At 66.4% G+C, this 13,135-nt stretch carries 13 protein-coding genes; 9 read left to right on the top strand and 4 right to left on the bottom strand.

Annotated features, from left to right (window positions below; genetic code table 11):
* Window positions 1-7: 7 nt before the first annotated feature.
* From J1M81_RS11185 to J1M81_RS11175, 3 genes are read right to left on the bottom strand one after another with little or no spacing between them, the layout of a single operon-like run.
* A complete protein-coding gene (locus J1M81_RS11185; RefSeq protein WP_027498339.1) occupies window positions 8-1,975 on the bottom strand; it encodes an acyl-CoA dehydrogenase in 1,968 nt (655 codons plus the stop codon).
* Window positions 1,976-2,018: 43 nt separating this feature from the next.
* Window positions 2,019-2,225: a hypothetical protein gene (locus tag J1M81_RS11180; RefSeq protein WP_027498338.1), complete on the bottom strand. Its 207-nt coding sequence runs from the start codon at window positions 2,223-2,225 to the stop codon at window positions 2,019-2,021.
* Between the two features lie 46 nt (window positions 2,226-2,271).
* Window positions 2,272-3,618: a serine hydrolase gene (locus J1M81_RS11175; protein WP_052061315.1), complete on the bottom strand. Its 1,347-nt coding sequence runs from the start codon at window positions 3,616-3,618 to the stop codon at window positions 2,272-2,274.
* Between the two features lie 87 nt (window positions 3,619-3,705).
* On the opposite strand from J1M81_RS11175, the gene J1M81_RS11170 reads away from it, so the two are divergent.
* Genes J1M81_RS11170 through J1M81_RS11155 form a run of 4 tightly spaced genes read left to right on the top strand, consistent with a single transcriptional unit; the run spans window position 3,706 to window position 7,465 of the window.
* Window positions 3,706-4,989 (top strand): adenosylmethionine--8-amino-7-oxononanoate transaminase, encoded by a 1,284-nt coding sequence (locus J1M81_RS11170; RefSeq protein WP_241257953.1) that lies wholly within the window; start codon window positions 3,706-3,708, stop codon window positions 4,987-4,989.
* 39 nt (window positions 4,990-5,028) lie between these two features.
* Window positions 5,029-6,162 (top strand): 8-amino-7-oxononanoate synthase, encoded by a 1,134-nt coding sequence (locus tag J1M81_RS11165; protein ID WP_032375597.1) that lies wholly within the window; start codon window positions 5,029-5,031, stop codon window positions 6,160-6,162.
* Entirely contained in the window at window positions 6,159-6,848 is a 690-nt protein-coding gene (gene bioD, locus J1M81_RS11160; RefSeq protein WP_032375563.1) for a dethiobiotin synthase, read from the top strand. The genes J1M81_RS11165 and bioD overlap by 4 nt, the downstream gene beginning before the upstream one ends.
* A gap of 53 nt (window positions 6,849-6,901) precedes the next feature.
* Entirely contained in the window at window positions 6,902-7,465 is a 564-nt protein-coding gene (locus J1M81_RS11155; RefSeq protein WP_052061314.1) for a hypothetical protein, read from the top strand.
* Here the strand turns inward: J1M81_RS11155 and J1M81_RS11150 are convergent.
* The gene (locus J1M81_RS11150) at window positions 7,462-7,968 is read right to left on the bottom strand and encodes a pyridoxamine 5'-phosphate oxidase family protein (RefSeq protein WP_032365223.1); all 507 of its coding nucleotides are present in this window, start codon (window positions 7,966-7,968) and stop codon (window positions 7,462-7,464) included. The genes J1M81_RS11155 and J1M81_RS11150 overlap by 4 nt on opposite strands.
* A 117-nt stretch (window positions 7,969-8,085) precedes the next feature.
* Between J1M81_RS11150 and hemL the strand changes: the two genes are divergently transcribed.
* From hemL to J1M81_RS11125, 5 genes are read left to right on the top strand one after another with little or no spacing between them, the layout of a single operon-like run.
* A complete protein-coding gene (hemL, locus tag J1M81_RS11145) occupies window positions 8,086-9,405 on the top strand; it encodes a glutamate-1-semialdehyde 2,1-aminomutase (RefSeq protein ID WP_032365224.1) in 1,320 nt (439 codons plus the stop codon).
* Between the two features lie 51 nt (window positions 9,406-9,456).
* Window positions 9,457-10,119, top strand: a complete 663-nt coding sequence (locus J1M81_RS11140) for a histidine phosphatase family protein (protein WP_027498332.1) — start codon at window positions 9,457-9,459, stop codon at window positions 10,117-10,119.
* Window positions 10,112-10,702, top strand: a complete 591-nt coding sequence (locus J1M81_RS11135) for a TlpA disulfide reductase family protein (RefSeq protein WP_032365225.1) — start codon at window positions 10,112-10,114, stop codon at window positions 10,700-10,702. Before J1M81_RS11140 ends, J1M81_RS11135 begins: the two co-directional genes overlap by 8 nt.
* Window positions 10,703-10,707: 5 nt before the next feature.
* Complete coding sequence (locus tag J1M81_RS11130) at window positions 10,708-11,517, top strand: cytochrome c biogenesis CcdA family protein (protein WP_032365436.1); 810 nt, start codon at window positions 10,708-10,710, stop codon at window positions 11,515-11,517.
* Window positions 11,514-13,133, top strand: a complete 1,620-nt coding sequence (locus tag J1M81_RS11125; RefSeq protein ID WP_032375565.1) for a cytochrome c biogenesis protein ResB — start codon at window positions 11,514-11,516, stop codon at window positions 13,131-13,133. The genes J1M81_RS11130 and J1M81_RS11125 overlap by 4 nt, the downstream gene beginning before the upstream one ends.
* The last annotated feature ends 2 nt before the right edge of the window (window positions 13,134-13,135 follow it).

Raw genomic sequence — 13,135 nt, 5'->3', positions numbered from 1 at the left:
TTACGCGTCAGTGCGCGTGGCTGGGGTTTCCGGCCGGTTCTTCCTCGGTACCCGCTCCGGGCTCGCCGAGCATTGCTGCACCGACGAGAGCCTCGGGCACACCGAAGCCGTCGACCAGCAACTCCGCATGCGGACGCAGGGTGCGGCACCGCTCGTTGATCGCGCGAGTCACTGCCTTGGAGCGCTCGGTGGACAGGTAGCGATGCTCGATGAACCAGGCCTTGTCGTCCTCGATCACCGACAGGGCGTAGAGATCGCAGACCTCCTCGAGCAGGTCCTTGGTGGTCGCATCCTCACACGACTCGATACCGGCGATGAAGGCCTCGAAGATGATGCGGTCGATGTGGGCGCTCGCAGCGTGCAGAACGTGGTCCTGTACCGCGTTGAACGCGTCGAACGAACTGCTCTCCTTCGACTTCGACTGCAGACGGCGCGCGACCGTGGACAGCAGATACTCCTCACGATCCTCGAACATCTTGACCTGGGTGCCGCGGTTGAACAGCGACCCCTCCTCTTCGTTGTCCTGACGCCGATCGAGAATGGTCTGCATGATCGCCTGCGCCGCAGTGCGTTTGACGACGCGATCGCCGACCATGTCGGCTGCGAACTTGACCCACTCGACCGGGCTCATCGACTTCACGTCGTCGGCGTACGCGGTGAGCAGTTCCTTGGCCACCAACTGCGTGAGCACGTGGTTGTCGCCCTCGAAGGTGGTGAACACATCGGTGTCGGCCTTGAGTGAGATCAGCCGGTTCTCGGCCAGGTAGCCAGCGCCGCCACATGCCTCGCGTGCTTCCTGGATCGCGGCAGTGGCGTGCCAGGTGTTGGCGGCTTTGAGGCCGGCGGCACGCGACTCGAGCTCGCGCTGCTCCTCGGCATCCGGGTTGTCCGCAGTCTGCAGCTCGTGCATCTTCGACACCAGCTCGTTCTGCGCGAACTGCAGTGCGTACGACTTGGCGATGAGCGGGAAGAGTCGACGCTGATGCACCAGGTAGTCCATGATCAGCACTTCCTGATCGGAACCGGGGGCAGCGAACTGCCTGCGCTGCAACGCATATCGCGTCGCGATGTCGAGGGCGACACGAGCTGCGGCCGCAGCGCTGCCACCGACTGTGACGCGCCCGCGGATCAACGTGCCGAGCATCGTGAAGAACCGCCTGGACGGATTCTCGATGGGGGAGGTGTACGTGCCGTCAGCAGAGACGTCGGCATACTTGTTGAGCAGGTTGTCCCGCGGAATGCGGACATGGTCGAACATCAGTCGGCCGTTGTCCACGCCGGGGAGTCCGCCCTTGTACTGACAATCCGAGGTCGTCACGCCGGGGAGGTCGTCGCCGTTCTCGTCCCGGAGCGGCACGAAGAAGCAGTGCACGCCGTGGCCCTCGGGCTCCTCGCCCGGCCCTGCGGTGATCAGCTGCGCGAAGACGGCAGCGACGGTCGCAGTCTCGGCGGCACCACCGATGTAGTCCTTGCGGGAGGACGGAGTGGGTGAGTTGATCACGAACTCGTCGGTCTTCGGGTCGTACGTCGCCGTCGTCTCGAGAGACTGCACGTCACTGCCGTGTCCGGTCTCCGTCATGGCGAAGCAACCCAGCAACTCGAGGTTGATGATCTTCGGTACGTACGCCTCGTGGTGACGCTCGGTACCCAGGTTCTCGATGGCACCGCCGAACAGTCCCCACTGGACCCCGGCCTTGACCATCAACGACAGGTCGCTCATCGCGAGCATTTCGATCATCGTCACCGCGGCACCGACGTCTCCGGTACCGCCGTGTTCCTTCTTGAATCCGTTGTCGGCAGCCCCGGCCGCGGCGAGAAGCTTGAGCTGCTCGAGCGCCTTGGTGCGGGCGATGACGGTGTTCGGTGTGTAATGCGGGCGGAACTCGTCGCGCGCGAGTTGCTTGCGCGCCTCGTTCTTCACATCACGCCAGCGGCCGTCCAGAGTGTTCCGAAGGTGATCCGTTGTGGTTGCCATACTCGACGGTAACCTTTTGCCGCGGCCCGTGAGGCCCGGAACTTCAGACCGGCCAGACGAATTCTCGGAACACGGCCCGGAAGGTCCGCCAGAAGCCGGATCTGCCGTAGGGACCGTCGTGGAACAGCGACGCGCAGTTGTCCTCCATGGCCCTGGTCACCAGGGGACTGAAGTCGGTGAACTCGCAGACCAGGAACTCTTTGAAGCCCGTCGGCCACGCCTGCTGAGCCGGTTCGTGTTGTGCCTCCACGGGCACGAGTGTAATCCAGCGGTAACACCGGTGTTACAAATCCCACTCACTTCAAGAGAGCAAAAGCTTCCTGCGCAACCAGGAACGCGTAGCTGGACGGGATCAGGTCGATGGCACCGTCCGCCCGGAACTGCTCGGTGACGATCCAGTCCTGCCCCGAGGCGTCGGTTGTCAGGAACGCCGCGGCGAGGTCGCCAGGAGCGTTTCCGCCTTTGAAGCCGGAGTACGGCCAGCGAGCGGGATCGAGCTGCACACCCGGGGTGATGGCCAGGATCCGTCGATTCTCCTCCGCCGACGGGCCGGTCGCCAGGTACCCCACGGCCGCACACACGTCCTGTGCGTTGGCGAACCACTCCACGCCGTCGGCCGATGCCGGGTTGTCGAGAAAATTCTCGAAGTCGATGTCCAGCGGCCGGGAATCGGCTTGCTTCAGGAGCTGCTCGCGAGCGTCGGCATCTGCGTCCGCCCATTCGGAACGAAGATTCGGATTCCCGAACCCGATGACGAAGAACTGTCGGGTGTCCATCATCGGCGTCATCGCCGCGGGATCGTGATGACCCATCGTGGCGAGCTGAGCCTCGACGCGGTCCCGACCGAGGCGTTCCATCAGCAGGTCCGTGGCGGTGTTGTCGGACAGCGAGATCATCTTCTCCGCGGCCTCGCGCACCGACACCGTCGTGCCGTCGCGGCGATTCTGCAGCTCACCCGATGGCGCACTCTTGTTCTCGTCGCGGATGGTGAGCTGCTCGTCCCATTGCACGCTGCCCGCCTCGATCTCGTCGGTCAGCGCCCCGAGAACGTACAGCTTGAACACCGATCCCAGCGGGAGCATCGCGTCGGCATTGACCGAGTACACCGACTCGCACTCACCGCCGTTCAGACGAGACGCACTGTAGGAGTAATTCGGAGCCACCTTCGACAGGGCGGCATCGAGCTCGTCGAAGGACGAGATCTTCGGAGTTTCCGGACTGGCCAGAATGCCGTCGAGCGTGCCGTCGGCACCGAGGGAGGTGGTGATCGTGGCCGGAATGCCGGCGGTGGTGAAGCGAAGAACGGCGCTGTCCGGTCCGGCCTCGAAACCCGTCGCCACGTTCGGCGCACCGGCGCGCAACTGCTCGAGAGGGGTGACGAGCCCGCCCATCGGCTCGAGTGCTGCCGCCAGCTCCGGGCCGGTGACGGCGTCCACCGCCGCGGGATCCGGGGCGGCGTCGGCGTTGATCCACTGCAGAATTCGGTCGTTGACCGCGCCCAGCGGCGTCGAGGTGTCGATCGCGAACGCCGGTGCCGTGGTGGTCGTGGGCGTCGGCGTTTCGGACGGTCCCCCGCAGGCGGACAGCGTCAGAGTTACGGCCACGACCACCCCTGCCAGTCTCGTCACGGTGCGCGTCGTCATGTCGCAATGCTAAAGGATTCGGACATTTCGCCACCCGCCCAGTCTCGGTACGGCCGGTCGGGTGCTGTGGCAGTGTGCTCTGGCGTGCTGACTTCAGACGACGTCCGTCGAATAGATTCCGAGCATCTCTGGCATCCCTACAGCGGGTTTCCGTCGACGACGACACCGTTGGTCGTCGACAGCGCGTCCGGGGTTCGACTGACGTTGGCCGACGGCCGCCAACTCGTCGACGGCATGAGTTCGTGGTGGGCGGCGGTGCACGGCTACCGGCATCCGGTGCTGGACGCGGCAGCTCGAGACCAGCTCGACCGCATGAGTCACGTGATGTTCGGAGGCCTCACTCATGCGCCGGCGGCGCGATTGGCGGAGCTGCTGGTCTCGATCACGCCGGCCGGGCTGGACAAGGTGTTCCTCGCAGATTCCGGGTCCGTGTCCGTCGAAGTCGCGGTGAAGATTGCATTGCAGTACTGGCGTGGGCGGGGTGAGAGCGGGCGTACGAAGTTGCTGACGTGGCGGGGCGGCTATCACGGGGACACGTTCGCGCCGATGAGTGTCTGCGATCCGGACGGCGGGATGCACAGGTTGTGGACCGGTGTGCTGGCGCAGCAGGTGTTCGCGCCCGCGCCACCCGCCGCGTCCGATGCGGCGGGTATCGCCGCCTACGTCGCCGAGTTCGGGCAGGTGCTCGCGGCGAATGCGAACGACGTAGCCGCGATCATCGTCGAGCCGATCGTGCAGGGTGCCGGCGGAATGCGCTTCCACGACGCACGTCTGCTGGTCGAACTGCGCCGACTCGCGGACGAGTACGGCGTGCTGTTGATCTTCGACGAGATCGCCACCGGGTTCGGCCGCACCGGTGAGCTTTTCGCCGCCGATCACGCGGGCATCGCACCCGACATCATGTGTGTCGGCAAGGCGTTGACCGGCGGCTACATGACGCTGGCGGCGACGCTGTGCACCACCGAGGTGGCCGAGACGGTGTCGAGCAGTGAGGCGGGCGGTCTGATGCACGGGCCCACGTTCATGGGCAATCCACTGGCCTGCGCGATCGCGGTGGCGTCGGTGGAGCTGCTGCTCTCGCGCGACTGGCGCGCCGAGGTCGCCGCCGTCGCAGACGTGCTGACCGAACGGCTCGAGCCGGCCCGGTCGCTCCCGGGCGTGGCCGACGTGCGCGTGCTCGGCGGAATCGGGGTGATCGAACTGACCGGCGCGGTCGACATGGCACGTGCGACGGCCGTCGCCGTGGACGCAGGTGTGTGGCTGCGGCCGTTCGGCAGGTTGGTCTATGCGATGCCGCCGTATGTCTGTACCGAGGCCGATGTGGCAGCCATCGCCGACGCCATGGTGGCGGTGGCGCGAGACCATACTTGAACACCCATACTTGAACACTGTTCAAGTATGGTCGTGGACATGAGTGCACTCGATTGGCTCGACGCCGCCGCATACGACCGTCGCGCGGCCGGGCTCGAGCGCGTCGTCGACGCTCGCAGTCCCGAGGATTCGACACTCGACCTGGCCTCGAACGACTACCTCGGCCTGTCTCGACATCCGCACGTCGTCGACGCGGCCTGCGCGGCCACGCGTCGGTGGGGTGCCGGGTCCACCGGATCTCGACTGGTCACCGGCACGACCACCGCCCACGAACAGCTCGAGCAGCACCTTGCCGACTTCGTCGGCGCCGAGACCGGACTGGTCTTCTCGTCCGGCTACACCGCCAATCTCGGAGTCGTCACCGCGCTCGCCGACCGCGACTCCGTCGTGATCTCGGACGCTGCGTCGCACGCGTCGTTGATCGATGCCTGCCGTCTGTCTCGGGCGCGGGTGGCCGTGGCGCGGCATCGCGACGTCGAGCACGTCGAGCAGTTGCTCCGCGAACGAACGGAATCTCGCGCGCTCGTGGTGACCGACTCGATCTTCAGCGCCGACGGCGACCTCGCGCCGCTGCACGAGCTGTACGCGGCCTGCCGGAGATGGAACGCTGTGCTGATCGTCGACGAAGCCCACGGGCTGGGCGTCCGAGGTGACGGTGGGCGCGGTGCCGTGCACGACGCCGGTGTGGCGGGACTGCCGGACCTGGTGATCACCGCGACGCTGTCCAAGGCGCTCGGATCGCAGGGCGGGGTGGTGCTCGGGCCGGCGGCGGTACGGCACCAGGTACTGCACAGTGCGCGCAGCTTCGTCTTCGATACCGCGCTCGCCCCGGCCGCGGTCGGCGCGGCATCGGCAGCGCTGGCGGTGCTGCGCAGCGAACCCGATCGGGTCGCTGCGATCGGTCGGCGGGCAGGGCAATTGGCGGCGGCCGCCGGTGTTTCGCCGACGGCGTCGGCGGTGGTTCCGGTAGTACTCGGCGACGCCGTGCGTGCCGTCCGCGCGGCCGGGGAGTGTCTTGACCTGGGCGTGCGCGTCGGGTGCTTTCGGCCGCCGTCGGTTCCCGCGAACGCATCTCGGCTGCGTTTGACCGCGCGTGCCGACCTCAGCGACATCGATATCGACCGTGCCACGTCCGTTCTCTCGACGGTATTGCGTGCGGCGGTGTCGGGATGACGGTTCTTCTCGTCACCGGAACGTCGACCGGCGTCGGCAAGACCGTGGTGACCGCGGCGCTCGCGGCCGCCACCCGGGCACATGGACGGACGGTGGCGGTGTGCAAACCGGCACAGACCGGAGTCGGTGACGACTGCCTGGGCGAGTCGGATATCGATGTGGTGGAACGTCTTTCGAGAGTCCGCGGAATCGAGCTGGCGCGATACCCCGAGCCACTCGCGCCCGATGTCGCAGCACGCCGTTCGGGTCGGTCGATGCTCGAACTCGACCACGTCGTCGACGCGGTGCGAGGGCTCGACGAGGCCCACGATCTCGTCGTGGTCGAGGGTGCGGGCGGGGTAGCGGTGCGCCTGGGTGCCGGCGGGTTCACCGCACTCGATGTCGCCGGCGCCGTCGGCGCATCGGTCCTGATCGTGGCAGGGGCAGAGCTGGGGACGCTCAACCACAGCGCGCTGACCGTCGCCGCGGTGCGCGCAGCGGGTGTGACATGTGCGGGCCTGGTGATCGGATCGTGGCCGGCCGAACCCGATCTGGCGGCGCGGGTCAACGTGGAGGAGTTGCCGCTCGTGACGGGCGTCGAGCTGCTGGCATGTGTGCCGAACGGGGCCGCCGCGCTGGACGCACAGGACTTCGGCGCGCTCGCCTGGACGATGTTCGGCGAGTTTGCCGGCTCATTACTCGGGTAACCGGCTCGGAACGTCTGCCACTTCGGCAGTCGGAACAGATCGGGAGTTCCATCATGAGCACCGCAGTGTGGATCATCGTTGCAGTAGTAGTCGTAGTGTTGGTCGTTGCCGTCGCCCTGGTTGTGGCACGCAAGGGCAAAGAGCGAAAGAGGCTGGAAGCGAACCACCTTCGCGAGAAGGCGGCCGATCAAGCGACCGTCGTCGAGGAGCGTGAACTGCAGGCCCGCGAGAGCGAGGCCAAGGCACGCCGCGCCCAGGCGGAGGCGGACGTCAAAGCTGCCGAGGCAGAGAAACTTGCTCAGCAGGCCCAGTCTCACCAGGGAGTCGCGGCGGCATCACGCGACGAAGTGAACTCACAGTTCGAGCGCGCGAACCACATCGATCCGGATGTGAAGGGCGACCGCAAGGTGACCGGTGACCACAACGTCGGCCGCGACGCGGGCGCGGATCGGGACTTCGGTGCGCAGCACAACGCGACTGTCGATCGGAACGCGAGTGCCGATCGGAATGCGACTGTCGATCGGAACGCGAGTGCCGACCGGTCCGAGGCAGGACAGCATGGCGTGACCGGTAATCCGGACCTGCCCCCGACGGCGGCCCGGCACGAGCGCAACTAGCTCGTCGAGGTATTGGGCAGTTCGAGTTCGACCACGTCGTTCTCGCCCAGGTTCGGACGCTCGTGGGTGACCTTCGCTTTGGCGTAGGCCAGCAGGGTCGACACCTTCGAGCCCGGGGTGGACCAGTACTCGGCACCTTCGGCGGCCACGTGGATCAGAGCGACCTCACGCGAATCGGGGTTCTTCTCGAACCACGCGGCCGCCCGAGAATTCCATAGCTCCTCCGCCTTGGCCTTGTTCTCGACGACCGCAGCAGTACCGGACAGTGACACCCAGCCCTGACCGGATTGGAACGAGACGTTGACCGTCGGGTCGGCGGCGATGTCGCGTACCTTTCTGGAGTCCTGCGCTGCGAAAAACCACAGGTCCCCGTCGAACTCCGCTTCCTGCAATGCCATCGGACGCGAGATGAGGTGGCCGTCCCGGCCCACGGTGGTGAACATGCACAGTCCGGCTTCGGACATCAATTCGGCGACCTTGGTGACGCCATCGGTGTTTGTCATCGAAAGTAAATACCCGGGGCGGGGGTCTTCAATCGCCGAAACCAGGCCGACTCCCCGTTTCGGTGATTATTACGCCCTGTAGTTGGTGATTTCGCAGAACCTGGGACACTGGAAGTCGTGACTGTTCCTGACGGCAACGACGCCCCCGTATCGGCCCAACTCTTCGCCCGCGCGAGCACAGTGATTCCAGGTGGCGTCAACTCTCCGGTGCGTGCGTTCGCATCGGTCGGCGGCACTCCACGCTTCATCACGCAGGCCAGCGGATACACGATGACCGACGCGGACGGGAAGTCCTACGTCGACCTCATCTCGTCCTGGGGTCCGATGATCCACGGACACGCGCATCCGGCCATCGTCGAGGCAGTCCAGAAGGCGGCCGCAACCGGACTGTCGTTCGGCGCACCCACCGAGCGCGAAATCGAACTCGCCGAGGAAATCGTGCGCCGCGTCGGCCCCGTCGACCAGGTTCGCCTTGTGAATTCGGGCACAGAGGCCACGATGAGCGCGGTGCGTCTGGCGCGCGGCTTCACCGGCCGCACCAAGATCCTCAAATTCTCCGGCTGCTACCACGGCCACGTCGACGCCCTGCTGGCCGACGCGGGCTCGGGACTGGCCACCTTCGGACTGCCGACGTCACCCGGAGTGACCGGCGCTCAGGCATCGGACACCATCGTCGTTCCCTACAACGACCTCGACGCCGTCACCGCCGCGTTCGACGCCAATCCCGGCGAGATCGCGTGCATCATCACCGAAGCGGCCGCGGGCAACATGGGCGCGATCCCGCCGGTCACCGGCTTCAACGAGGGACTACGCCGACTTGCGACCGAGCGCGGCGCATTGCTGATCATGGACGAGGTGATGACCGGATTCCGTGTCAGCGCCGCGGGCTGGTACGGCATCGACGGTGTCGCCGGCGACCTCTACACCTTCGGCAAGGTCATGTCCGGCGGGCTGCCGGCCGCAGCATTCGGTGGCCGCGCGGACGTCATGGCCTACCTCGCACCGGCCGGGCCGGTGTATCAGGCGGGCACCCTCAGCGGAAACCCCGTCGCCGTCGCTGCCGGCCTGACGAGCCTGCAACTGGCCGACGCCGCCGTCTACGAGAAGCTGCAGACCAACTCACAGCGACTCGGAACACTGCTCGGCGATGCTCTCACCGCCGAAGGCGTCCACCACCACGTGCAGTTCGCGGGCACTATGGTGAGTGTGTTCTTCGCCGATGGACCCGTCACCGACTACGCGCAGGCCAAGGCTGCCCAGACGTGGCGCTACCCGGCGTTCTTCCACGCGTTCCTCTCTCGCGGGGTGTACCCGCCGCCGAGCGCATTCGAGGCATGGTTCGTCTCGGCTGCGCTCGACGACCGAGCTTTCGAGATCATCGCCGACGCGGCCCCGGCCGCCGCGAAGGCTGCGGCAGCCGCTGTAGCACCACTGTGACGTCCACTCAGAAGTGATCACCACCCGACTAGCGAGAAACAGGACCCCGACGTGACCGAGGCCCCCGCAACACATCCGCACTCGACGACGCGCACCATCGTGCACGTCCTCCGGCACGGCGAGGTGCACAACCCCAAGGGCATCCTCTACGGGCGGTTGCCCGGCTTCAAGCTGTCGGTCACCGGCCAGTCCCAGGCCAAGGCCGTCGCAGATGCGCTCGCCGGTCACGACATCACGCACGTCGTCGCGTCGCCGTTGCAACGCGCCCAGGAGACTGCTGCCCCGATCGCGGCAGCCCACGGCCTGACGGTGTCCGAGGACGAGAACCTTATCGAGGCGGGCAACGAGTTCGAGGGGCTGCGCGTTGCCGTCGGCGATGGAGCCTTGCGTAGGCCTCGGCACTGGTGGAAGCTGCGCGACCCGTTCACCCCGTCCTGGGGCGAGCCGTATCTGCAGATCGCGCACCGCATGCTCGCCGCCGTCAACGCGGCCAGAGTCGCAGCCGTCGGGCACGAGGCCGTCTGCGTGAGCCACCAACTCCCGGTCTGGACGCTGCGCCGGTTCCTCCAGGGCGACCGGCTCTGGCACGACCCGCGCAATCGCCAGTGTGGACTCGCGTCGCTGACGTCACTGGTCTACGAGGGCGATCAGCTCGTCGATCTCGTCTACTCCGAGCCAGCAGGAGCATCCGACCCGAGGATCACCGGTGCGTAGGTTACTGCTTGCGATTGCCGCTGTGGCCCTCGTCGCCGGCTGTTCGACCGGCACCGACGCGGTTGCTCAGGGCGGAACCTTCCAGTTCGTCTCGCCCGGCGGAAAGACCGAAATCTTCTACGATCCGCCGTCCGACCGCGGCGCACTCGGCGAACTCTCCGGGCCCGACCTGATGACCGAGGGCAAGACGACCTCGCTGTCGGACTACGAGGGTGACGTCGTCGTCCTCAACGTCTGGGGTCAGTGGTGCGGACCGTGCCGCGGAGAAGCGGACGACCTCGAGAAGGTCTACGAGGCCACCAAGGCCTCCGGCGTCGAATTCCTCGGCATCAACGTGCGCGACGAATCACAGACCGCAGCACAGGATTTCGTCGTCAGCAACAACGTCACGTACTCCTCGATCTACGACCCGCCGATGCGCACCCTGACCGCGCTCGGTGGCGTTCCGACCTCTGTCATTCCGACGACCATCGTGCTCGATCGACAGCACCGCGTGGCCGCAGTGTTCCTGCGTGAACTGCTCGTCGAGGACCTGCAGCCCGTCGTCGAGCGCGTGGCAGCCGAGGAGCCTGTGCAGCCGTGAGCGAGATGTACCTAGCCGGCGTCGGCGCGAGTTTCCAGGAAGCTGCGGCCTCCGGGCCGCTGATCCTGGCCCTCGGAGCCTGCGTCCTGGCCGGGCTCGTCTCCTTCGCGTCACCGTGCGTCGTACCGCTGGTTCCGGGATATCTGTCGTACCTCGCCGGGGTCGTCGGAGCCGACGCACCGGCGGTCAGCGCCGACGAAGCGGCCGTCAAGACGAAGGTGCGCAGCGGTCGGCTGCGCGTCGCGGGAGCCGCGGGGCTGTTCGTCCTCGGATTCACCGTGGTGTTCGTTCTCGCCACCGCGTCGGTGTTCGGCGCAATTTCGGTGCTGGCGATCAACCGCGAACTGCTCATGCGAATCGGCGGCGTCGTCACCATCGCCATGGGCCTGGTGTTCGTCGGACTGATTCCCGCGCTGCAGCGCGATGTGCGGTTCGAGCCGAAGCAGATCGGCTCCCTCGCCGGAGCGCCCTTGCTCGGGGGAGTGTTCGCACTCGGCTGGACCCCGTGCCTCGGGCCCACCCTCGCCGGCGTCATCTCGCTCGCCGCAGGCACCGACGGTGCCACGGCTGCCCGCGGAGTCACCCTCATCGTGGCGTACTGCCTCGGTCTGGGATTGCCGTTCGTGATCCTCGCGTTCGGATCGGTCAGCGCACTGCGAGGCGTCGGCTGGCTACGTACACACGCACGACAGATACAGGTGTTCGGCGGAATCATGTTGATAGCGGTAGGAATTGCACTGGTCACCGGTGCCTGGGATCAATTCGTCGGCTGGGTGCGCGACGCCTTCGTCTCCGATGTGGTGTTGCCGATATGACCGCCGAGACCGAGGAGCGGACAGAAGCGTCGCCGCCGCACAAGCAATCCGTAATCGGTAAGGCCGTGGCCGTGGTGCGCAACACCTGGCGCGGGCTCACCAGTATGCGGACCGCGCTGGTGCTGCTGTTCCTGCTGGCCTTCGCCGCCGTGCCCGGAGCCCTGGTACCGCAACGCAGCCTCAACGCGGGCAAGGTCGACCAATACATCGCCGACCGTCCGACCCTCGGCCCCATCATGGACAAGCTCGAACTGTTCGACGTGTTCGGCAGCTTCTGGTTCACCGCGATCTACGCACTGCTGTTCGTCTCCCTGATCGGCTGCATCCTGCCGCGGTGCATCGAGCACGCAAAACAGTTGCGTACCAAGCCCGTTCGTGCGCCGCGGAACCTCTCGCGCTTGCCGCACCACACCCGGTACGACGTCGACGGCGCACCCGAGGAGATCGCAGCCCAGGTCCGTACTCAGCTGCGTGGGTGGCGCGTCGCGCAACGGTCCGAGGGCAGCGGGGCAGTGACGCTCTCGGCGGAGAAGGGCTACGTTCGCGAACTCGGCAACCTCGTGTTCCACCTCTCGCTCGTCGGACTGTTGGCCGCGATCGCCATGGGCAAGCTGCTCGGCTACGAGGGAAACCGCATCGTCATCGCCGACGACGGCCCCGGATTCTGTACCTCCACGCCTGCCAACTACGACTCGTTCCGGGCGGGCAACCTCGTCGACGGCACCGACCTCGAGCCGTTGTGCTTGCGAGTCAAGGATTTTCAGGCGGACTACCTCGACAACGGCCAGGCGGAAATGTTCACCTCGAACATCCAGTACCAGGCCGGCGAAGATCTGGCGAACAACGACTGGCAGGACGACCGACTGCAGGTCAACCATCCGCTGCGGGTCGCGGGCGACCGCGTCTACCTGCAGGGCCACGGCTACGCGCCCACGTTCACGGTGACGTTCCCGAACGGCGAGACCCGCACCGACACCATCCAATGGCAGCCGACGGACGCCACCACATTCCTCTCCAGCGGGGTACTGCGAGTCGACCCACCCGGTGGCCTCTACCCCGACGCGCTGGACCGGCGTAAGAACCAGATCGCCATCGAAGGACTGTTCGCCCCGACGGCGTCGTTCCACGGCAGTCTGCTGTCGTCGAGCTTCCCGGCGATGAACGACCCCGCGGTCGCCATCGACATCTACAAAGGCGACACCGGACTCGACACCGGACTCCCGCAGTCCATCTTCTCGCTCGACCAGGAAATGATCGCCCAGGGCAGGCTCGTCAAGCAGGACCGCGTCAACCTCATGCCCGGGGAATCGGCCACACTCAGCGACGGCACCGTCGTCAGATTCGACGGGGCGAAGGAATTCGTCAACCTGCAGGTCTCGCACGACCCGGCTCAGACCTGGGTCCTGGTGTTCGCGCTGACGATGATGGGCGGACTGCTCGTCTCACTGGTGATCAAACGCCGCAGAATCTGGGTCCGACTCACCGCCGACGGCGACTCACGACGTACTGTAGTAGAACTCGGCGGACTTGCACGCACCGATCAGGCGGGGTGGGGCGAAGAGTTCGACCGCCTGTGCACCCGCCTGCTCGGCGACACCTCGAAACAGGAGAACTGACC

The organism is Rhodococcus sp. KRD175, from assembly GCF_017168275.1.
GTDB classification, from domain to species: domain Bacteria; phylum Actinomycetota; class Actinomycetes; order Mycobacteriales; family Mycobacteriaceae; genus Rhodococcoides; species Rhodococcoides fascians.
Note: the sequence above shows the minus strand (reverse complement) of the source record. Positions and strands in the feature narration are given on the sequence as shown.

What these genes read in the sequence shown, in the direction of transcription:
- J1M81_RS11125 (WP_032375565.1), top strand. Translation starts at nt 11,514, where the DNA reads ATGACCGCCGAGACCGAGGAGCGGACAGAAGCGTCGCCGCCGCACAAG.
- bioD (WP_032375563.1), top strand. Translation starts at nt 6,159, where the DNA reads ATGACGGTTCTTCTCGTCACCGGAACGTCGACCGGCGTCGGCAAGACC.
- J1M81_RS11175 (WP_052061315.1), bottom strand. Translation starts at nt 3,618, where the DNA reads ATGACGACGCGCACCGTGACGAGACTGGCAGGGGTGGTCGTGGCCGTA.
- J1M81_RS11150 (WP_032365223.1), bottom strand. Translation starts at nt 7,968, where the DNA reads ATGACAAACACCGATGGCGTCACCAAGGTCGCCGAATTGATGTCCGAA.
- J1M81_RS11130 (WP_032365436.1), top strand. Translation starts at nt 10,708, where the DNA reads ATGTACCTAGCCGGCGTCGGCGCGAGTTTCCAGGAAGCTGCGGCCTCC.
- J1M81_RS11165 (WP_032375597.1), top strand. Translation starts at nt 5,029, where the DNA reads ATGAGTGCACTCGATTGGCTCGACGCCGCCGCATACGACCGTCGCGCG.
- J1M81_RS11155 (WP_052061314.1), top strand. Translation starts at nt 6,902, where the DNA reads ATGAGCACCGCAGTGTGGATCATCGTTGCAGTAGTAGTCGTAGTGTTG.
- J1M81_RS11185 (WP_027498339.1), bottom strand. Translation starts at nt 1,975, where the DNA reads ATGGCAACCACAACGGATCACCTTCGGAACACTCTGGACGGCCGCTGG.